The 20,510-nt window shown below is 58.1% G+C and carries 19 protein-coding genes and 1 tRNA gene; 9 read left to right on the forward strand and 11 right to left on the reverse strand.

Annotated elements, in window-relative coordinates:
- Positions 1–21 precede the first annotated feature (21 nt).
- The 4 genes from rplS (at position 22) to NW870_RS07595 (ending at position 2,248) form a co-directional block, all read left to right on the forward strand.
- Positions 22–402 carry a 50S ribosomal protein L19 gene (gene rplS / locus NW870_RS07580; RefSeq protein ID WP_414351837.1) on the forward strand — a complete coding sequence of 127 codons (381 nt, stop codon included), beginning with the start codon at positions 22–24 and terminating at the stop codon, positions 400–402.
- A gap of 51 nt (positions 403–453) precedes the next feature.
- A tRNA-Trp gene (locus tag NW870_RS07585) sits at positions 454–526 on the forward strand.
- A gap of 72 nt (positions 527–598) precedes the next feature.
- Complete coding sequence (locus NW870_RS07590) at positions 599–1,423, forward strand: tetratricopeptide repeat protein (protein WP_414351830.1); 825 nt, start codon at positions 599–601, stop codon at positions 1,421–1,423.
- 402 nt (positions 1,424–1,825) lie between these two features.
- Positions 1,826–2,248 (forward strand): hypothetical protein, encoded by a 423-nt coding sequence (locus NW870_RS07595; protein WP_414374706.1) that lies wholly within the window; start codon positions 1,826–1,828, stop codon positions 2,246–2,248.
- A gap of 151 nt (positions 2,249–2,399) precedes the next feature.
- Here the strand turns inward: NW870_RS07595 and pgl are convergent, their stop codons facing one another.
- Positions 2,400–3,131 (reverse strand): 6-phosphogluconolactonase, encoded by a 732-nt coding sequence (pgl, locus tag NW870_RS07600; protein ID WP_414374707.1) that lies wholly within the window; start codon positions 3,129–3,131, stop codon positions 2,400–2,402.
- A 101-nt stretch (positions 3,132–3,232) separates the two neighbouring features.
- Positions 3,233–4,240, reverse strand: coding sequence for a phosphoribulokinase (locus tag NW870_RS07605; protein WP_414330815.1), 1,008 nt, complete (start codon positions 4,238–4,240; stop codon positions 3,233–3,235).
- Between the two features lie 351 nt (positions 4,241–4,591).
- On the opposite strand from NW870_RS07605, the gene NW870_RS07610 reads away from it, so the two are divergent.
- From NW870_RS07610 to NW870_RS07620, 3 genes are all read left to right on the forward strand, one after another.
- On the forward strand, positions 4,592–5,482 hold the full coding sequence (locus tag NW870_RS07610) for a ferredoxin--NADP(+) reductase (RefSeq protein ID WP_011434421.1): 891 nt from the start codon (positions 4,592–4,594) through the stop codon (positions 5,480–5,482).
- 284 nt (positions 5,483–5,766) lie between these two features.
- Entirely contained in the window at positions 5,767–8,415 is a 2,649-nt protein-coding gene (leuS, locus tag NW870_RS07615; protein WP_414374709.1) for a leucine--tRNA ligase, read from the forward strand.
- Between the two features lie 132 nt (positions 8,416–8,547).
- Positions 8,548–9,939, forward strand: coding sequence for a TldD/PmbA family protein (locus NW870_RS07620; RefSeq protein WP_414357839.1), 1,392 nt, complete (start codon positions 8,548–8,550; stop codon positions 9,937–9,939).
- 234 nt (positions 9,940–10,173) lie between these two features.
- Here the strand turns inward: NW870_RS07620 and NW870_RS07625 are convergent, their stop codons facing one another.
- The 9 genes from NW870_RS07625 to NW870_RS07665 form a co-directional block, all read right to left on the reverse strand.
- On the reverse strand, positions 10,174–10,431 hold the full coding sequence (locus NW870_RS07625; protein WP_414374720.1) for a CHRD domain-containing protein: 258 nt from the start codon (positions 10,429–10,431) through the stop codon (positions 10,174–10,176).
- Between the two features lie 386 nt (positions 10,432–10,817).
- On the reverse strand, positions 10,818–11,276 hold the full coding sequence (locus NW870_RS07630) for a fasciclin domain-containing protein (protein WP_011434417.1): 459 nt from the start codon (positions 11,274–11,276) through the stop codon (positions 10,818–10,820).
- A gap of 81 nt (positions 11,277–11,357) precedes the next feature.
- On the reverse strand, positions 11,358–12,668 hold the full coding sequence (locus NW870_RS07635; RefSeq protein ID WP_414342182.1) for a CO2 hydration protein: 1,311 nt from the start codon (positions 12,666–12,668) through the stop codon (positions 11,358–11,360).
- 58 nt (positions 12,669–12,726) lie between these two features.
- Positions 12,727–14,262 (reverse strand): NADH-quinone oxidoreductase subunit M, encoded by a 1,536-nt coding sequence (locus tag NW870_RS07640; RefSeq protein ID WP_414374710.1) that lies wholly within the window; start codon positions 14,260–14,262, stop codon positions 12,727–12,729.
- 48 nt (positions 14,263–14,310) lie between these two features.
- A complete protein-coding gene (locus NW870_RS07645) occupies positions 14,311–16,146 on the reverse strand; it encodes an NAD(P)H-quinone oxidoreductase subunit F (RefSeq protein WP_414374712.1) in 1,836 nt (611 codons plus the stop codon).
- 522 nt (positions 16,147–16,668) lie between these two features.
- On the reverse strand, positions 16,669–17,625 hold the full coding sequence (locus tag NW870_RS07650; protein WP_414374714.1) for an NAD(P)H-binding protein: 957 nt from the start codon (positions 17,623–17,625) through the stop codon (positions 16,669–16,671).
- A gap of 141 nt (positions 17,626–17,766) precedes the next feature.
- Positions 17,767–18,057, reverse strand: coding sequence for a 4a-hydroxytetrahydrobiopterin dehydratase (locus NW870_RS07655; RefSeq protein ID WP_011434412.1), 291 nt, complete (start codon positions 18,055–18,057; stop codon positions 17,767–17,769).
- Positions 18,058–18,135: 78 nt separating this feature from the next.
- Positions 18,136–18,645 (reverse strand): GNAT family N-acetyltransferase, encoded by a 510-nt coding sequence (locus NW870_RS07660; protein WP_414374716.1) that lies wholly within the window; start codon positions 18,643–18,645, stop codon positions 18,136–18,138.
- Positions 18,646–18,674: 29 nt separating this feature from the next.
- Positions 18,675–18,833: a hypothetical protein gene (locus NW870_RS07665; protein WP_414374717.1), complete on the reverse strand. Its 159-nt coding sequence runs from the start codon at positions 18,831–18,833 to the stop codon at positions 18,675–18,677.
- A gap of 266 nt (positions 18,834–19,099) precedes the next feature.
- On the opposite strand from NW870_RS07665, the gene NW870_RS07670 reads away from it, so the two are divergent.
- A complete protein-coding gene (locus NW870_RS07670; RefSeq protein ID WP_041437718.1) occupies positions 19,100–19,879 on the forward strand; it encodes a cysteine hydrolase family protein in 780 nt (259 codons plus the stop codon).
- Between the two features lie 45 nt (positions 19,880–19,924).
- Positions 19,925–20,389, forward strand: a complete 465-nt coding sequence (locus NW870_RS07675; RefSeq protein WP_011434408.1) for a cupin domain-containing protein — start codon at positions 19,925–19,927, stop codon at positions 20,387–20,389.
- Positions 20,390–20,510: the final 121 nt, after the last annotated feature.

A 20,510-nucleotide genomic window follows, 5' to 3' on the forward strand; every position in this document is an offset into this window, starting at 1 on the left:
GGGAAAGCCATGAACGTTCGCATCAATGCTGAGGAGATCATCCGCTCCATTGAAGCTGCCCAGATGAAGTCGGATCTGCCGGAGATTCGGGTTGGGGATCAGGTACGGGTGGGAGTTCGCATCCAAGAGGGGGGCAAAGAGCGGGTGCAAGCCTTTGAGGGCACGGTCATTGCCATGCGCCACTCCGGCATTAACCGCACCATCACGGTGCGCAAGGTTTTCCAGGGAATCGGCGTGGAGCGGGTTTTCCTCATTCACTCCCCGCGCATCGAGTCGATTCAGGTGCTGCGGCGAGGTAAAGTGCGCCGGGCCAAGCTGTTCTATTTGCGGGATCGGGTGGGCAAAGCCACTCGTATCAAGGCCAAGACAGAGAGTGCGGATAGCAAGGAACAGCTTCTTTGAAAGGTGGGTGTACCTGCTACACTGGGTAGGCGGGTGTAACCTTTGGCCAATGCGTCCTTAGTTCAGTTGGTAGAACGTCGGTCTCCAAAACCGGATGTCGGGGGTTCGAGTCCTCCAGGGCGCGCTAACCGTCAGACCCCCTTCTGTGGCGATGGCTTCAGGTGGGGACACCCCATCCAAGGTGGTTTTTGCAGCCATGAAGTCCGTCAGTGTACCCAACCTACTCCCTGCGCTGCTGCTGGGGCTGCTGTTTTGGCTAGGGATCCCTATCTGGCCTGGATCGGGTGTGGTGGCAACGGCAGCGAGCAACAGGGTAGATCACGAGATCGATCGACTGTTTGAGGAGGCCTTTGCGGCTACTCAGAGGGGAGATTTTGCCCGGGCGGAAACCCTGTGGACTCAACTGTTGCAGATCCAGCCTGATAATCCAGCCCTGTGGAGCAACCGGGGCAACGCCCGTGTCAGCTTGCACCAACTGCAGGCAGCTCTGGAGGATTATGCTGAGGCCATTCGTTTGGCCCCTGAGGCACCGGATCCCTATCTCAACCGAGGGGCTGCTTTGGAGGGGTTGGGGCGGTGGCAGGAGGCGATTGCAGACTACGAACGAGTGTTGCAGTTGGATCCCAACGATGCGGCAGCCTACAACAACCGCGGCAATGCGGAAGCAGGGCTGGGCCAATGGCAACAGGCTTTGGCCGACTACCGCCGCGCCACAGAATTGGCTCCCGACTACGCCTTCGCTCAGGCCAACTATGCTTTGAGCCTCTACCAGGTGGGTGAAACAGAAGCTGCTCTGCGCTTGATGCGGGCTCTGGTGCGCAAGTACCCGAAGTTTCCAGATATGCGGGCTGCTCTCAGCGCCATTCTTTGGGCGCAGGGTCGCCAGGGAGAGGCTGAAAGTCACTGGGTGGCTGTGCAAGGACTGGATCCCCGCTACGCCGACCTGGAATGGGTGAAAACCGTCCGCCGTTGGCCACCGGCAATGGTGGCAGCTCTGGAGCGTTTCCTTTCTCTCAAGTAGTGAGGCTTACGATTGCGGCGGAGGCACTCTGGGTCTTGACTCTGCGCATTGACGAAACAGTTGCTGGGGATCCCCGCAGCCAGAGTCTCAGGTTACATCCTGTCTGGGGGGATGGAGATTGCTAGATTGGGATCAAGCCGAGGGCGGATTCCAGCAGCAGGCTTAACCCAGAGCCAAGAGAGCGCAGAGGGATCCCAAAGGCTTTCAGCGAGCTGTGAAAAAAACTGTGTAAGGGATTGCTTCCTGCGACACCTTTTCGCCTTCTTCTTCGTCTGTTTCAGTCCTATCGCGGCGCGTGGTATCAACGTGAGTGCAATGGCTTGTTTCTCTCGCTCTTCTTCCTTCTTCCCTGATGGGAGAGGGAGGCTGCGAAATCACTGGAGCTGGGCAGGGCTGTTGCTCATGGTTCTGCAGCTTGGGCAACCCGCCGTGGCTCAGACGGAAACCCGAGTTTGGAGCGGAACCGGCCAAATTTTGAGCGGCCAGGGGCAGGGGGCGACGGTGCAATTGATCTTGGAAACGGGTGGCGGGCGTATCTGGAGCCAATCGGGGCCGGCCTTGGATGCACCCTTTTCCGGCGGCCATATTTCGGTAACCAGCGGCGATGGCACTTGGCAAATCCAATCGCAAGGGGATCAGTTGTTGGTTACCTTTTACCGCGGCGAGCAGATCATCCGCTGGCAACTGCGGCCCATGGGCGAGATCCCCAGCTCTTCCCCTTCTACGCCATCCAGCTCCCTGAGCAGTGACCCCGCTCAGCCTGTAGCGCTGCCTGTCCAAGAGCTGGTGATTCCAATACTGAAGAATTTGCCCGGTACCCCCTGAGGGATCCCTGCCCCGCCGGTTCTCGACCCATGAAACCTGGTGCGTTGGCCGCTGGGGCTATCAAACCTGTGGCCACTGGAATGGGCTGGGATGATTTTGGGGGCGGTGGGCCTGGGGATCCTATCCCATCGGCAGTTAGCCCGCCTGTTGTTTAGCTGAGCAGCGGGACACAGGGCAGGGGCAGTTGAGCCGCTGCCGCCGCATCCAGCAACCACAGCAGCCGTCCTCTAGGGTTTATGCGCTGGCAGGGTAGGTGGGCCTCGGTGGTCAGCGCCTCTTTCACGATGGGGGCTTTGTTCGCTCCGGTTACCAGGAACACCACCTGGGCTGCCTGATTGAGGACGGGATAGGTCAAGGTTAGACGCGGCTCCTGCCCTTTTTGCCCCACCGTCACCCAGCGGTGCTGCACCTGCAGAGCGGCTGTGTCGGGAAACAAGGAAGCTGTGTGGCCATCTTCCCCCACTCCCAGCCATACCAGGTCGAGAGAAGGGCACTCTGTACCGAAAATCTGCCGCAGGGTCGCCTCGTATTCGGCAGCATCGCGAAGGGGATCCCCTGCTTGGGTGGGCATAGGGAAAACTTGAGCTGCCGGGATCCCGATCTGCTGCAGCAGGGTTTCTCGTACCATGCGGTAGTTGCTTTCAGGGTGATCCGGGGGAACATAGCGCTCATCCCCCCAGAACAGCCAGGTTTGTTGCCAAGGGATCCCTGGGGTTTGGGCCAGGGCAGCATACAGCTTCTTGGGGGTGCTCCCTCCCGCCAAGGCCACCGTAAAGCGTCCCCGCTCGCGAATGGCAGCGGCTGACCGAGCTTGCCAAATCTCGATGGCCCGTTGGATCAGGACGGATCCCTCTGGAAAGATCTCCAACTGGAATCCCTGCATATGCCAAAACCTTGTTGCCGACCTCTACCGGGTCAGCCAACCTATGCCAACACTTTAGCGGCAAAAGGGATTCTCCTTAAGTGCTCAAGCGGGGCAAATCCTCAGGAAGCCACTGCTAGCTCTTTGGCTTCTGCCCGAATTTGCTCGTAAAGGGCGCGCAGCTTCAGGCCCACGATGACCTGAATCAGACCAGAGCCATTGCGGGATCCCGGGTATTCCGGGTGCTTGCGCAACAGTTCCGTCAGCTCGCCATAGTAGCGGGTGGACAAGTTGCTCAGGTGGTTCTCGATGTAGATGACCTCTTCCAGCTTGTCGAAGGTGCCGTCGATCTCCAGAATCGAAACCGGGTGCTCGAAGTAGGTGGAAGGGCCATAGTGGAGGCGGATCCCCGGGTAGGAACAGGTCAGCTTTTTGCCGCAGGGGATCCAATCAATGGTGGAGCCTTCGTCAAAGAGATAAACATGGTCGAAGTACTTCACCCCTTCCCGCTGGATCAGCCGCACCCGCAGTACTTTGTGCTCTGGATCCAGCTCCGGCAACAACTGGGTAGGCAAAACCTCAATGACGGCATCGGCGTACTGCTTCTGCACATCGACATAGGCTTCAAAGTCCGGGCGGCGAGCCTCGATTGAGCGCAACACATCTTCGTAGGTGTGGCCCCGCTCCGCCATGTCCCGCTTCACTTTCCAAGCAATCTTGATCTCTGGGGCCAGATCCAAGTACACCTTGAAGTCCAGCAGCTGGCGCACCCGCTCGTCATACATGGGATGCAGCCCCTCCAGGACGATGATGCGGTTGGGCTCCACCAGCTCCGGTGGGTCAATCAGCCCCGTCTCGTGGTTGTAGATGGGCTTCATCACACTTTGGCCGTTCTTAAGCGCCTTGGCCTGCTCGTACATCAGGTCGAAGTTGTTGGCGCGGGGATCCAGCGCCGTGATGCCCTTCTCTTTGCGCTGGTAGCGATCCAAGGAGTGATAGTCATCCAGACAGATGGTGGTAATCAGATCCCGGCCAAATAGATCCCCCAGCCGGCGTAAAAAGGTGGACTTGCCACAGCCAGAATCTCCGGCGACACCAATCATCACAACACGATCAGGACTGCTTGCCATGGGAACTCCTTGGGGACGGGCAGGGCAAAACTGAGAAAAAGGCTCTAGAAAGTTACCAACTGTTACGGTCTTGCATGATACCAAATAAAGCCGTTACATCACAAGCCGCTGGCAGGCCAGAGAGGTGGGCACCCTAAGCAACAATTTAACAAAAAATCCATATTTTTGGCCGATGAGCTTGGCCGGGATTATTTTTCCGGGGTTGCCGCTCTCAGGACGGCCTGGGGGGCTGGCGAAGGTCGTCTGCTTCTCCTCTGACAAGTTCCATTTGAGCAGCCGGGCTGCTGTGGTGTTTGCTATTTTGCTATATGTAAACTCATTTCCTCCCAGTGCCAGGAGCAGATCGCAGGTATGGTTGCCAGCGCAGAAAAGCGAGAGGTTGTCGTCAATCTGTATCGTCCCAACGCACCGTTGATCGGCCACTGCGTGGAGACCTACTCCATTGTCGGTGAAGGAGCACCCGGACTGACTAAGCACATTGTGCTCAGCTTGCCGGATCCCAACTACCGCTACCTAGAAGGGCAAAGCGTTGGCATTATCCCTCCTGGCGAAGATGCCAAGGGCAAGCCCCACAAGCCCCGCCTCTACTCGATTGCTTCCACCCGCTTTGGCGATGATGGCGAGGGGCGCACCGTCTCTTTGAGCGTGAAGCGGGCTGAATATGTCGATAGAGAGACAGGCCAGCCGGGGGTGGGGGTCTGCTCCGGCTTCCTCACCGATTTGAAGGCAGGCGATGAGGTGATGATTACGGGGCCATCGGGGAAAACCTTCCTACTGCCCGAAGATGAGAACGCCAACCTGATTTTGATCGCCACCGGCACCGGCATTGCCCCTTTTCGCGCCTTCATCAAGCACCTGTTTGAAGAGGATCCCAACTATCAGGGCAAGATCTGGCTGTTCTTTGGGGTGCCCACCACTTCCACCTTGCTCTACCACGGGGATCTGGAGGCCTGGAAAGCCCAGTACGGGGATCGCTTCCGCGTCGATTACGCCATCAGCCGCGAGCAACAAACCCCCGATGGCAAGAAAATGTACGTGCAAAACCGCATGGCCGAGTACGGCGCCGAGCTGTGGGAGATGCTGCAACAGCCCAACACCTACACCTACATCTGCGGCCTCAAGGGGATGGAGGACGGGATCAACAACGTCATGGGGCCTTTGGCGGAACAAGCCGGTCAGGATTGGAGCAAGTTCCAGAAGGAGCTGAAGAAGGCGGACAGGTGGCACGAAGAAACCTACTGATCTCTGCTTGTCGGGTTTTCAGAGCCAAAGGGATCCCGCTCCTCTGCAAGGTGCCGGATGAGGCTATCCGTACCGTGTGGTCGATGGGCAATAGTTTGTGGCACAGGCTGGGCAGCTAGGGGACAAGAATGTGGTGCAGGAGCTCCTTTCCCGAAGTGCTTCGTGAAACTCGTGACCAGAGCCTTGCCCGAGAGCTGTGCTCCGCCGGCGCGATTGGCGTGGGGAGTATGTCAAAATGCTTCTATCTCCCAGCGTGAGCGCTTTTTTCCCAGGAGCATCGAACCGTGGACGCGCGCTACAATCCCCAGGCCATCGAGAGCAAGTGGCAAGCCCACTGGCGTGAAATCGGGCTGGATCGCACCCCAGAGCTGAAGGACGGGAGCCGCAAATTCTATGCTCTGTCTATGTTCCCCTACCCCAGCGGCAACCTGCACATGGGGCATGTGCGCAATTACACCATCACCGATGTGATTGCCCGCCACAAGCGAATGCAGGGGTACGCAGTGCTGCACCCGATGGGCTGGGATGCCTTTGGCCTGCCGGCGGAGAATGCCGCCATCGACCGGGGGATCCCACCGGCCAAGTGGACCTACCAAAACATTGCCCAGATGCGGGATCAGTTGCAGCGGTTGGGGCTCTCCTACGACTGGGAGCGGGAGATCACCAGTTGTTCGCCGGACTACTACAAGTGGACGCAGTGGATCTTCCTGCAATTTTTGCAGGCGGGCTTGGCCTACCAGAAAGAGGCGGCGGTGAACTGGGATCCGGTGGATCAGACGGTGCTGGCCAACGAGCAGGTGGATGCGGAGGGGCGTTCCTGGAGATCCGGCGCCCTGGTGGAAAAGCGCATGCTCAAGCAGTGGTTTTTCAAAATCACCGCCTATGCCGACCAACTGCTGGCGGATCTGGAAAAGCTCTCCGGCTGGCCGGAGCGGGTGCGCACCATGCAGGAGAACTGGATTGGCCAATCGGTGGGGGCCAAGGTGATTTTCAAAACCGAGGCAGGGGACGAGCTGGCAGTATTCACCACCCGGCCTGATACCCTCTGGGGGGCCACCTTCATGGTGATGTCGCCGGAGCACCCCTTGGTGGACAAGCTCACCACTGCCGAGCAACTGCAGGCCGTCAGAGCCTATCAAGCCCAGGCCGCTGCCCGCAGCGAGATCGAGCGCAGCGCTGAAGACCGGGAAAAGACAGGGGTTTGGACGGGATCCTACGCCATCAACCCCGTTAACCAAGAGCGGATCCCCATCTGGATTGCCGACTATGTGTTGATGGGCTACGGGACGGGGGCCATCATGGCCGTGCCCGCCCACGACCAGCGGGATTTCGAGTTTGCCCGCAAGTTCGGCCTGCCCATCAAGCGGGTGGTGCAGCCGCCGGAGGGTTCTCCGGCCTCAGCGGATCGCGCCAGCGGGACGGAGTCCTCAGAACTGCAGGCTGCCTGGACGGGGGAGGGGGTGATGATCAACTCCGGCCCCCTAGACGGGATCCCGGTGGGCAAAGGCCCAGGGCAAAGCGTGGAAAGAGCCATCGCCTGGCTGGAAGCCCAGGGGCTGGGGGAAAAGCAGATCAACTACCGCCTGCGGGATTGGCTGATCTCGCGGCAGCGCTACTGGGGTTGTCCCATCCCGGTGATCCATTGTCCCCACTGTGGCATTGTGCCGGTGCCGGAGAAGGATCTGCCGGTGCTCTTGCCGGAGGATGTGGAGCTGACGGGGCGAGGGGGATCCCCGTTGGCCCAGTTGGAGGACTGGGTGAAGGTGAAGTGCCCCACCTGTGGCGCGGAGGCTCGCCGGGAAACCGATACCATGGACACCTTTGTCTGCTCGTCGTGGTACTTCCTGCGCTTTAGCGATGCCCGCAACGACCAAGAGATCTTCCGCAAAGACCAGGTGAACGCCTGGCTGCCGGTGGATCAGTACGTGGGCGGCATCGAGCACGCCATCCTGCACCTGCTCTATTCCCGCTTTTTTACCAAGGTGTTGCGGGATCGGGGGCTGCTGGATTTTGACGAGCCGTTCTCGCGTCTGCTCACCCAGGGGATGGTGCAAGGGCGCACCTACTACAACCCCAACAAGTCCGGCAAGGATCGCTGGATCCCGGCAGCTCTGGTGCAGGATCCCGACAACCCGCGGGATCCGGAAACGGGCGAGCCCCTGCAAGTTATCTACGCTACCATGTCCAAATCCAAGGGCAACGGCGTGGATCCCGAGGAGGTGCTGGCCCACTACGGGGCAGATACGGCCCGCATGTTTATCTTGTTCAAGGCCCCGCCGGAGAAGGATCTGGAGTGGGACGATGCCGACGTGGAAGGGCAATTTCGCTTTCTCAACCGCGTCTGGCGGCAGGTGTACGAGTTTGTCGTTCGCGGTGGCGGGACGGAGTCCTGGCGGGGCAGGGTCTCAGAGCTGTTGCCGGCCAAGGTCGAGGTGGGATCCCTGACCAAGGCGGAAAAAGATCTGCGCCGGGCCATCCACACCGCCATCAAGGAAGTCAGCGAAGATCTGGAAAACGATTATCAATTCAACACCGCCATTGCCGAGCTGATGAAGCTGAGCAATGCTCTGGGGGAGGCCGGGATCCCGGATTCGCCGGTCTATGCAGAGGGGATCCGCACGCTGGTGTTGCTGATGGCGCCTTTTGCCCCCCATATTGCGGAGGAGCTGTGGCAGGCGCTGGGGGGCGCAGACTCGGTGCATCGGCAGTCTTGGCCCAGCTATGACCCGGCAGCGCTGGTGGCCGACACGGTGACCATTGTGATTCAGGTGAACGGCAAATTGCGCGGCTCGTTTGAGGCCCCTGCCGAGGTGACGCCGGAGGAGCAGGAACAGTTGGCCCTTCGGTCAGAAGCAGCGCAGAAATACCTGGAGGGGGCAACACCCAAAAAAGTGGTGGTGGTGCCGAAAAAGCTGGTTAACTTTGTCCTCTAACGGCGGGCCTGGCCAAAATGTTCCGCACTGCTGACACGAACGGGATCGGGGCTTTCACTCGGCGTGGCAGCTCATCGACTTTCCAGGATCGGGCTATGCTGGACTGAGGACTACACCCATCTCCCTGTTGCTATGCGAGACCTTCTGCGCGACATCCTTCGGGACTGCTCTGGCTTTGTGGAACTGCGCTACCACAGCAAGGTGTTCCGCAGCGTCACTGCCGAGAAGGGCCGCCTTGAGCGCACCGCGGTTCGTCGCCGTTCCGGAGTGGGGGTGCGGGTGTTGGAAGCAGGTACTTGGGGCTTCGCTGCCACCGGGGATCCCTCGCCGGCTGCCATTCGGGAGGCCATCGCTGAAGCTCGCCGTGCCGCCCAAGCCAGTGCCGACTACCGCAAACAAAAGCTGGGATCCCTGCCCAGTGTGCGGCTGGCCCAAGGGGAGTTCTGCGAGCCCGGTGTGGAGGAGGTGTTGAACAAACCGCTGGAGGCGAAGATCCAGTTGGCTTTGGAAACCGAGGCGCAGGCCCGGCAGGCCTCTCGCCAAATTAGCTCCGCCAGTTGCACCTACAACGAGATCTACGAGGAAAAAGCCATCGTCACCACCGATGGGGCGGATGTGGCCTTTCGTCTGGTGCGCCCCGAGCTGCGAGTTCAGGCGGTGGCCGAAGCTGCCGGCCAGCTCAGCAGTGGCTCCGAGGCCATTGGGGTAACAGGGGGATGGGATTGCCTGTTCCGCTCGCATCCCTTGCAGATGGCGGAAAAGGCGGCTGCTACCGCGGTTGATTTATTGTCCGCAGGCTACGCAGAAGGGGGATGGGCCACGGTTATTCTGTCGCCTTCCATCGTGGGGCTGTTGGTGCACGAGGCCATTGGCCACACGGTCGAGGCGGATTTTGTTCTGGCGGGTTCTGTGGCTGCCGGCAAGCTGGGGCAGCGGGTGGCCAGCGACTGGGTTACCCTCAAAGACTCCGGCCATTCAGAGTTTATGCCGGGGGCAGGGGGAACCCTTCCTGTGGACGACGAGGGCGTTCCTACCCAAAGCACCACCATCATCCAAAACGGCATTCTGGTCAGCTATCTCCACAACCGCGAAACTGCTGCCCACTTTGGCGTAGAGCCCACCGGCAATGCCCGCGCCTGGGAATATGCCGATGAGCCTTTGATCCGCATGCGCAACACCTTCATTGAACCCGGATCCCAAACGCTAGAGGAAATCATCGCCAGCACTCCCGATGGCTACTTCCTGGATGGGGCCAGGAACGGGCAGGCGGACTCCACGGGCGAGTTTATGTTTGGCGTGGAGCGGGCCTACCGCATTCGCGATGGCAAGCTGGCGGAGTTGCTGCGCGGTGTCACCATCACCGGCAATGCTTTTGAGGTGCTGCAATCGGTGGATGCCGTCTCGCGGGACTTCCTGTGGGACTTGGGATCCGGCCATTGCGGCAAGGGTCAACCGGCCAAGGTGGATGCAGGCGGCCCCTACATTCGCTGTCGGGCCATTGTAGGTGGGCAACAACCTGTGTAGTTATTCCCTTGGCGCTCCACAGCTAGCCCAGAGGTGAAGCCTACAGCTCGCTCTGTAAAGGGGACTGGCAGGCCAGCTCCAGGACTACCGAAAGCTGCTGGCCAGGAGCTACACAGAAACTCTGTCCTGCCGGCACGACTGACCGTGGGGGAGTTCACAGAACAGCCAATCCGTCCGCAAAAATTAGGGATCCCCTCACCTGCGGGGATCCCAGATGGGGTACTGGATCAAACCTTAGCGAGGGAAAACCACCTGGGCTCGCAACTCGCCCGGCGGGTTGGCCTGCGTGTGAATGTTGATGTAGTAAGCTCCGGCCAAAAAGCTGGAGACTTGCTCAGGGGTGAGGTTGGCTTCCAGTCGGAAATTCCCCGACTGATTGCCTGGATTCGGCAACATGTTCAAGACAAAGACCACCGGCCCTGTGGCCTGGGCGAAAGATTGTCCTGGCTGCGGCTGAGCAATGTGAATATGTCCAGGGCCAAAGTTAGCAATGGGTAGAAGTGGGGTTGTGAGATTTGTAAAGCTTCCTTAACCGCTGAGAAACAAGACAGCAACCAGGCAAAAGCCGCAAAAAACCTCGAAAATTGAACGAGGCCGAAGGGAAAAACCGATCAACAACATGGAAAAAAGCTCCTCGGTCAGAGAACAGGCTAAATAAGTTACGTATCAGGCCAAGCTTCGGATTCATCTCCGGGTTTAAAAGATGGCAAAATCCCCGCTAACAAGAGACAAAAGCCCCTACCCTATGGGGGTTGGGGGATGGTGTAGACTGCACGCGGAGCAGAAATCTCTGACCGTACCTATAAAGTTGCGGAGAGGGGGAGAGGGTTCACCCAGGCACTTTCCTCAAGCTCGGTTCAGGATAGATATAGATCTGTCTATCCTCTGGCCGAGGCAGCCAAGGCGGAGTTCATAATCGGCCAGAACCAGTGGGGCCGCATCAGGATGACAGTGTCGATGACGTGGATGATGCCGTTATCGGCTTCGATGTCGGCTTGGATAACGGTGGCGTTATTGACCTCGAAAACGTCCCCTTCGATCAACAAGTCGATGGGGGATCCCTCTACCGAGCCCACACTTTGGTACTTGGCCAAATCTGCCTTTTTCAGGCGACCGGGCACCACGTGGTAACACAGGATGCGAGTCAGTTGGGGGATATTTTGCACCAGGGTGGTGATGGTGCCAGGAGGCAGCTTGGCAAAAGCCCCATCGGTGGGGGCAAAAACGGTAAAGGGGCCAGGGCTTTTGAGAGTGTCTACCAGGTTTGCCGCTTTAACGGCAGTTACCAAGGTGGAAAAGCCCTCAGCAGAGACGGCAATATCGACAATATCGGGCATGGCCGGGATCCTTTTGCTGTGAAGTTGTTGCTAACTGGATTGCTGCTCGAAAGGCTTTGGGATCATTAAAGTTGCCACGGGCTAGCGATAATTCTGATCCTGAATGTAGGCGAGGCGGGCTGCTTCCCGGATCCCGTATTCCGGTCGAGTGAAGCGATTGAGTTGGCCCTCAAAATAACGGCGATTCATCATCAAGTGCCGTGGATTTGGATCATCAAGGGGATACAAGAAAGCGGCCCTTCCCGCCTGAATCACGGCTGAGGTGACGTTGTACATGGAGCGCTGGAAGCTAACCCCCAATTGAATCAGCATGTCCTCTTCGCCGCGGCAATGCTTGCGATAATACTCCACCAAATACTGGGGCAAAAAGTGGTACATATCCTGGTGCAAGAGCGTGGGCGGGATCCCGGCGGTGCCCACCGGAAACTTATCGGCGTAGAGGATCCCGTAGTGGAAGTCCAACTGGTTGGTGGGAACTTCGTTGGCCTGAGCGTTGTAGGACTTGGTGCCGCGGAAAGGAGAGGTGCGATAAAACACGGCCTCTACATAGGGGAAAGCGGCCTCATATAGCCAGGTAAATCCTTTGGATTTGGGCACAATATCGTACCATTCTCCCCGAATACGCACGCGGTGGTAGATGGGTCGTCCGGCAATGGCGAAGATCCCGTTGACCAGAAAGTTCATCGCCTCCGGCACGCTGGTAATTTTGCCTTCATCGTAGAGATCGCTCATCTCAAAAAAGACCGGAGCCATCACCTCCCAAAACAGGCCCAACACCGAGTACATGGTGGCCTGGCGGCACAGCTCCAAAAACATATCGGGGAAGAGCTTGTATAGCCCCATCAACAAGGGGTTGCCCTGGCAATAGGCGCGGATGGCGCGGTCGGCATTTTGCTTGTATTCTTCGGAATCCATGTAGGGATCCAGCAAGCCCCCCATGTCCCGATGCCAGAGCATGGCCCGCATACATTCTTCGGCAAATTCCATGTTGATGCGGTCATGCCAGAGGTGATGCAAAATCCTGGGCAGCTTGCGCTTCAGCTCCCCCTTTTCCATAAACTCCAGCAGCTCGGGATGGGCCGTAGCCTGGCCTCGCCAAATGCGCAAATCCGCGTTATCCCCCGCGTAGTGGTTGGCCAGCTTCAGATACTCTTCAGGAATGATGAACTTGAAAAAAGGCAAGGGATCCACAAACACCTGCTCGGCAATGTAGAGCAGATCCCGCCAGTAGAAATCCATTGGCACGGCATAGGCTTTGTAGAGGCCGATAATTTGCATCAGGTTTTCCGGCGTATCTGGCAGCATGGATCCCCCTGCCTCCAAGCGGTGGACTACATCCGCAAAAGGGTGGGTAGAAGGGGGAAGCTTGCGGGTTGTAAGGGTTGTCGTCATGGAAGAAGTCTCCAACTCTTCAAAAGTCCTGGCTCCATAGGGGGCATCTGCTGGGATCTCAATTCCTGGGAGTTTCCCGCTTGCCTGGATCGGCTCCAGAGAGGGTGATGGGGGCAAGGTCACCGGCTGATGCCAAGATAAGCGTTTGGGCCTGAGCCACCTGGGTGGATAGGGTAAAGGCCAACGGTTGCGGCCATTTCACCAGGCTCATGGGCTGGATCCCAAACCAAACGATCAAGGCCGTCAAAATCAGCCCCGGGATCCGCTCCCAGCCGTGCACGCGTGGGTAGTAGGCGGTACGGTTGTCCAATTTGCCAAAGCAGGTGCGGTTTAGCAAAATCACGAAGTACACCGCCGTCAAACCGGTGCCACAGATGCTGATCAAAGTCGGCAAAGGAAAATCCTGATAGCTGCCCTGGAAGATCAAAAACTCCGCCACAAAGCCCACCAGGCCAGGGATCCCGGCGCTGGCCATCCCCCCCAAGATGAGCAGGGCGCTCACTGTGGGCAAGCCTCGCAAGGGGTTGAGCAGGCCGTTGAGCACATCCAGATCGCGGGTTCCCACTTTGCGCTCCACCAAGCCTACCAGATCAAACAGCAGCGCCAAGATGAGACCATGGGAGACCATCTGCACCATTGCCCCGGTCAGGCTAATGGGGGTGGCTGCCGCCATGCCCAGCAAGATGTAGCCCATGTGGCCAATGGAGCTGTAGGCCACCATGCGCTTGATGTCTTTTTGGGCGATGGCTGCCAAAGCCCCGGACAACACGGCAATGGCTCCCCACCAGGCTAGGATCCCGCCCAGGTCGGCCCAAGCTTGGGGAAACAACTGCAGCCCAAAGCGAAACAGACCGTACGTGCCTAACTTGGAGAGGATCCCTCCCAGGAGGATGGCCACTGGCGGCGACGACTCCCCGTATGCATCAGGCAACCAGGTGTGGAAGGGGATCAGCGGCATCTTAATGCCGAAAGCCACGATCAAGGCCAACAGCGTCAAGGTCTGGGCAACAGGGCTGAGAGAGGTGATGCGGATCTCCAGCAGCTCAAAGCTATGGGGATCCCCCAGCCAGTAGATGGCCAAAAAGGCCCCCAACAGAAAGATGGCGGAAACGGCGGTGTAAATCAAAAACTTGATGGCAGCATAATCCCGTTTGCCGCTGCCCCAGATGGAGATCAGCAGATAGATCGGGATCAGCACCAGCTCGTAAAACAAGAAGAACAAAAGCAGGTTCTGGGCAACAAAAGCCCCGTTGACCGACCCGCTCATGAACAAAATGCAGCCGTATAAGAGGTTGGGCCGCTTCACCTCTGGCTCAGCTGTCAGCACCGCAATCAGCGTGAGCAGCCCATTCAAAGCCACCATCAGCAGGGAAAACCCGTCCAGGCCCAGGGAGTAGCTCAGCCCAATTGCCGGGATCCAATCCCACCGCTGCACCCACTGCAGCCCTTCCGCTTGCAGGTCAAAGTTGGCAAACAGCAGCAGCGAGATCCCCAGCAGGATCCCGGCCAAGGCCACCGCCAGCTTTCGCCCCCCCAAGCCTAAGAACAGGAGCAGGGATCCCAAGATCGGCAACACAATCAAGGCACTCAGCATGGTCTTTTTCCTCTTTATTCAAGGACTCCGTCCCGCTATCGCCCAAGCCTAGAGAATCAGCCAGCCCAGCAGGGCCACCCCCACGACAATCGTCAGCACATAGGCTTGCAACTGGCCAGAGGTGGTGTATTTCAAAACCTGTCCACCCGCCAATACCGCCAAGCTGGTTAAATTCACCAAGCCGTCTACCACATAGCGGTCGAACAAGGCTGTAACCTCAGAGATGATGCGTACCGCAAACACCACACTGGCCCGGTAGAGCTTGGGGGTGTAGAAGTCGTTGGCCAACAGATCCTGCCAGTCGGCCAAGAAGGCCCAGTCCACCGGTCGTCGCTGCGGACGCAGGTATAGCCAGGTTCCCAAGGCAATCCCCGTCAGGCTGGATCCCGTCATTACCCCAACAGGGATCCCTTCCAGAGCGGGAATCAGACCCAGCGTCGCCAGGATCATGGGCATGTGCAGCGCCACCCCCATCGTGACCGTCATGGGCAGCATCATCGGCCAATGCACCTCCGGCGAACGCTCGCTCATCTGCTGCGGCTTGCCCCCCCAGATCAGGCCAAACACCCGTGTCAGCCCTAGGGCCGTTACAGCATTGGTGACCAGCACGACTGCTGCCCACAACCCCTGCCCCGATTGCACCAACTGCTGCCACAGATCCGTCAGCACCCAAAAGGAACCGAAAGGCGGCAAAGCGATGATTCCGGCCATTCCGGTCAAGAAGCACAGCCCTGAGATAGGACGCCGCGACCATAGCCCGCCCAGGTAGCGCAAATCCTGGGTAATGCTGTTCCAGATCACCGTGCCCGGAGCCATCACCAACAGAGCCATGGCCGGAGCATAGGTGAGCAGCAGTTGGTAGGCTTTCTGGGGATGACCGGTGCCCACCGCCACAAAAATCAAGCCCATGTAGGCACTCACCAGATAAGACAAAGCTCGCTTGGCGTCGATCTGGGCCAAAGCCACCAGGGATCCCCCCACCGCCGTCAAGCTGCCGATAGTCAGCATCACCTTCAGCACCGTTGGGGAAAGCTCATAGAGGGGTTGCAGGCGAATCAACACCCAGGCCCCCGTGCCCACCACCACTGCGTTCCGCAAAATCGAGGCCGGGATCGGCCCTTCCATCGCCTCATCTAGCCACAGGTGCAATGGGAACTGGGCACACTTGCCCACCGGGCCAGCCAGCAACCCCAGCCCCACCAGCGCAATCAAGGTCGGATCCACAGTGGCAGACCCCGCCTGCACCGCCTCAGCCCAAGCCGCCAAATCCTCAAACTCCCAGGAGCCGGTCAGGGGATAGATGGCGATTACCCCCATCAAGAGCAACAGGTCGCCGATGCGCTTGGTTAAAAAAGCATCCCGCGCTCCCGTCACCACCAGCGATTGGTTGAACCAAAAGCCCACCAACAGGTAAGTGCCCAGGGTCAAAATCTCCAGGATCACGTAGCTGAAAAAGAGGGAGTCGCACAAAGCCAAGGCGCACATCCCCCCCTCAAACAGGCCCAGCAGGGAGAAAAACCGCGCCCAGCCCCAGTCCATTTCCATGTAGCCAAAGCCGTAGATCTGGGCCACCAGGTTCAGCCCCGTCACCACAGCGCAGGCCCCCAGAGTTACCGATGACACCTGCAGCGGCAGCTCTAACATCAGATCCCCCACCTGTAGCCAGGGCAACCGAATGACCTGCGCCGGCTGATCCCAAATTGCCACCAGCGCCCCCACGCTGTGCAGGAAGGCCATCAACGTCAAGAGCGCATTCAGATAACCTGCCGGACGTGGTCCCGTGCGCCGGGTGATTCCTGGGGACCAGATCAGCGCTCCCGCCCACCCCACCAAGGCGTAGAGGGGAATCAGCCATGCAGTTGTGACCAGCCCGTTCAAGCTCATAATCCTCCTTCGGCCAGGGATCTTGGCCAAACTGGAACACTTGCTGAGATCCTGTAAAAAGTCTTAAGCAGCATCTTAGCTGCGAACTAGGATAGATAAAAATTGAACTTTCCGATAAAAACTATAGACAAAGATCTATAGTTCAAGCAAGGGGAGCAGAATAACCTCTGTCGTTGTCACCCCCTCACTCTCTAAAGCGTAGATGGAAATGAACCCCTTGGGAACCTAAGGATTTGCGATTGTTTGGACACAGGGAATGATCAAGAAAACTGGGTTTAGCGCTCCGCACCGCCAAAGCGAAGGCCTACGGCCCGCTGTCGCGACAGAGCGGCTTTGTGTTATGGTACGGGTTGATCTCCGCCAACTTGAATATGGCGCAGTGTCAATAAAAAGTGTCTGGGAGTTCATCCCAGTAGTTGGGGCTATGGCATCTGCTAACGCAAACACGACCCCGTCCACCCCTTCTCCCAAGGTTGCTGCTCAAGCTGCTGTGAAATTGCCGAGAAGACTGAGAACAACGACTTAGAAGGGCGTTTTGACTTTGGGTTGCTTGACCTTTAGCTCGCGAAGCCGTTTCAACATCTTCTGGAAATACTCCGCTAGGTAGTCCTCAAGAGAGGTCAGAGAGGCCAGTTCAATCCCCAGGGTTTCGCATACAGGCGTCATATCGGCGTGCATGGGTTCTTTGGCCGCGATCACCTCCACAAACGCCAGCCGGTCGGCAATGTTCCAGCTCCACTGAAAGAACTGCGCCACCTTGCGCGCCCCTCGCAGTAATCCCAGCGGCATGGTGCTGACCTTGGCCTTTTTGCCGGAGAGCTGCTCGCACAAGGCGATGACTTCTCGGGCCGTCCAAGCCTTAGGCCCCACCAAGGGAAAGATTTGCTGCTTGGCAGCTTCTACAGTGAGAGCTCGCACCGCAAACCGGGCTGCATCTAGGGTGTCTAGGTAGGCCGTTGGCATGCCCTCGCCGGTTACCCAGACGATTTGTTCTTCCAAGATGGGGATGGCGTACTGGCCAATCAACCCCTGCATAAAGCCCGCTGGCCGGAAAATGGTGTAGGGCATCTGGGATCCAACCAAATACTTCTCAATGTGATGCTTGAAATTCATCAGGGGCACGTTGGGGTACTCGTGGTGGGCGCCCATGATGGAGAAAAAGATAAAATGCCCTACCTGGGCAGCCCGTGCCGCATTGATCAGGGCAACTTTGCCATCCCAGTCCACCTGACGGGCGCTGAGGGTATCGGTCACCCGCACCGTGGCACAGTCGATCACCGCCTCGATGCCTTCCATGGCGGAGTTGAGGGTGCTGGGCTGAAGCAGATTTCCCACCTTCAGGTGAGCGCCCCATTCACTTAAGAAAGCAGCCTTTGCCGGATTTCGCACCAGACAGGTAACTTGATGTCCTTCTTCAATGGCTCGGCGCACCACCTGACGGCCCAGCGTTCCCGTCGCCCCCACAACCAGCACGTTCATAAAATTATCATTTCTTAACCTTAGGCTTAGTCTATCAGACCAGCGCAACTCCCGACACAACCTTAGAGGCAGCAACAAACCAATGGGGATCCCTTGCCAAACCGGCTCTGAAGGGATCCCCAAAGTTGGGTACTGAAGCGTCTAGCTGGCCAGCTCGTTCATGCGTTGCGCCAGGGTAAAGTCCAGTTCTGTAATGCCCCCGGCATCGTGGGTGGTGAGATCCACCCGCACGCGGTTGTAGACATTGCTCCATTCGGGGTGGTGCCCCATGCTTTCGGCCACCAAGGCCACACTGCTCATCCAGCCAAAGGCTTCGACAAAGGAACCAAACTGAAATTGGCGATGCAGCTTTCCCTCCCGCAAAGACCAGCCGGGCAGTTTCTCCAGCTTGGCCTGGATCTCGGCTTCACTTAGCTTGACGGGTCTGGACATGGGCGTTCCCTCCGGTCGATGCCATCGTTTTCATCACGCTTTCATCAAAGGAGCAACTGAGAGCGGATCCCGGCTTATTCACAAAACTTCATGACCTTTGTATTCATGCTCTTCTACATGCGCGTCTATGGGCGCGGGGCTGAGCGGCTTGTACAACCAGTAGCCTTGTACAGCAAAGTGGGCCTGCTGATAGAAATGGAGGGCGGCTTGGTTGTGATGGTAAACCTGCAGGGTGATGGCCGCCAGCTGCTGCTGGGATCCCCATCGTTCCACCTGCTGAATGAGGGCCTTGCCCAGGCCCTGCCGACGATGGGCGGGATCCACCCAGAGCAGAAAAATGTAGGCTACCCGCCGATGGGTGGCTTGATCGGTGGAGATGCCGGCCCAAACACAGCCCACCGGCTCTGCAGTTTCTTCTTTCAAGATCCACCAGCAGGGGGTGCGGGGTGGGTCGAAGAGGCGATCCAGCGTCTCTTCTAGGTGATCCCAGTTGCTTTGCTCTGGAAAAGATTCCTGCAACGTGGCCTGCAATCCTCGTCGCACCCAGGGCCGATCCCAGGCTGAACCGATGCGCCAACGATAACCCACAGGCAAAGGGATCCCTTGTTCAGCCATCCTCAGGGGTTTGCAGAAAGGGCCACAGGCGTTGCTTCTTCTAGGGGGGCAGGCTGGGCCATATCCTCCGGCAGAAACGAGCGGATGCTCACCACCACCAGGGTAAACAGAAACACCAGCAGGATGAGAGCGGGAAAGATATATTGCCGCAGGATGCTCATGCTTCTACATAATCATTTCAAGTTTCTACAGCATAGCGTGCAGGGAGGGATCCCTAGGCAGCTTTTCGGAAATCTCCTCGGTTTTTCTTCTCCTGATCTCCATCTCAGCCCCTATCGACTGACCCTGGGGGATCCCATGCGTCAATAAGGTGAGAAAGTGTAGCCTACGATTCCAAAGTGAGGTTGGCTGTGCATTAAGGTCGAGCGTAGTTGTGGGTCATCCGCCCCACCTGATCCCACTGCTGCGCGACGCGAGCGGAGAATCCATGAGCACTCCCAATCGCCCCTTGAAGACCCTTGGGATCCCTCCCAATGCCTGGGCTGTGAATGCCGAAATGGCCGACCTCACCCGTCCGCCCTTGGATCCCCGGCCCATCCTGCTACCCACCTCCAGCAAAACCCTGCGCTTGGATCTGGCCAAGGCGGCGTTGTTGGTGATCGACATGCAAAACGACTTTTGTCATCCCGACGGTTGGCTGGCCAGCATTGGCGTCGATGTTACACCTGCACGGGCTCCCATCGGCCCTCTAAAAGCCCTGCTGCCCCGCCTGCGACAAGCTCAAGTGCCGATTGTGTGGGTGAACTGGGGCAATCGCCCTGACTTGCTCAACATCAGCGCCGGCTTGCGACATGTGTACAACCCCACCGGAGAGGGAGTAGGGCTGGGGGATCCCTTGCCTAAGAACGGGTCTTTGGTCCTCACGCGGGGCAGTTGGGGCGCTGCTGTGGTGGAGGAACTGGAGGTCAAGCCCGAGGATATCTGGGTGGATAAGTTCCGCATGAGCGGCTTTTGGGATACCCCTCTCGATAGCATTCTCAGAAACCTGGGGCGCACCACCCTCTTTTTTGCCGGCGTGAACATCGACCAGTGCGTCATGACCACGCTGCAAGATGCCAATTTCCTCGGCTACGACTGCATTTTGCTGGAAGACTGCGCCGCCACCACCTCTCCTGAATACTGTTTGCTAGCTACCCTCTACAACGTCAAGCAGTGCTTTGGCTTTGTCGCCTCCTCCTCAGATTTGCTCGCGGCTCTCCCCTGTTAGCACTTGCCCACTATTCACCCCTCATCTCTTGAGCGGAGGATCCGGATGCAAACGCTTTCCCGCTGCGTGATTCCAATTGTTAAAACCCCTGCCGATTATCAGGCTTTTCGCATCAGCCCCCACGATACCAATCGCCTGGCCATCGTGTTCGATCCTTCTCATGCTCAGATTTCTCTAACCTTTTGTGTGGAGATCTTCGATGAGGGAGGCAAAACCCCTCCAAATCGCCATCAAATGGCTGTGGAAATGTTTTTTGTTCTCAAGGGGGAAGGCCTGGCCATTTGCGATGGAAAAGCGGCCCCCATCAAAACTGGAGATAGCATTCTGGTACCGCCGACCGGTGTACATGAAATCCACAATACCGGCCCAGGCCGCCTCTACGCCCTCTGCTTCATGGTGCCCAACGAAGATTTTGCCGAGCTCATCCGCTCCGGCACTCCTGCGGACTTGGATGAGGAGGATTTGCAGGTGCTGTCGGGGGGCTGGAGAAGGGCATTTGCTGAGGCTTAGGCCTCAATGGCTCTGGGAGCTGTAGAGGTTGGAAGTCAGGGGTACTGATACATTCACGCTGAACTCTCCTGAACATGGTTCAGGAAAGAAGCGATCGCATCCTGCCTATCTCTGAGCAGGA

The organism is Synechococcus sp. R50.1 (assembly GCF_047462115.1).
GTDB lineage: Bacteria > Cyanobacteriota > Cyanobacteriia > Thermostichales > Thermostichaceae > Thermostichus.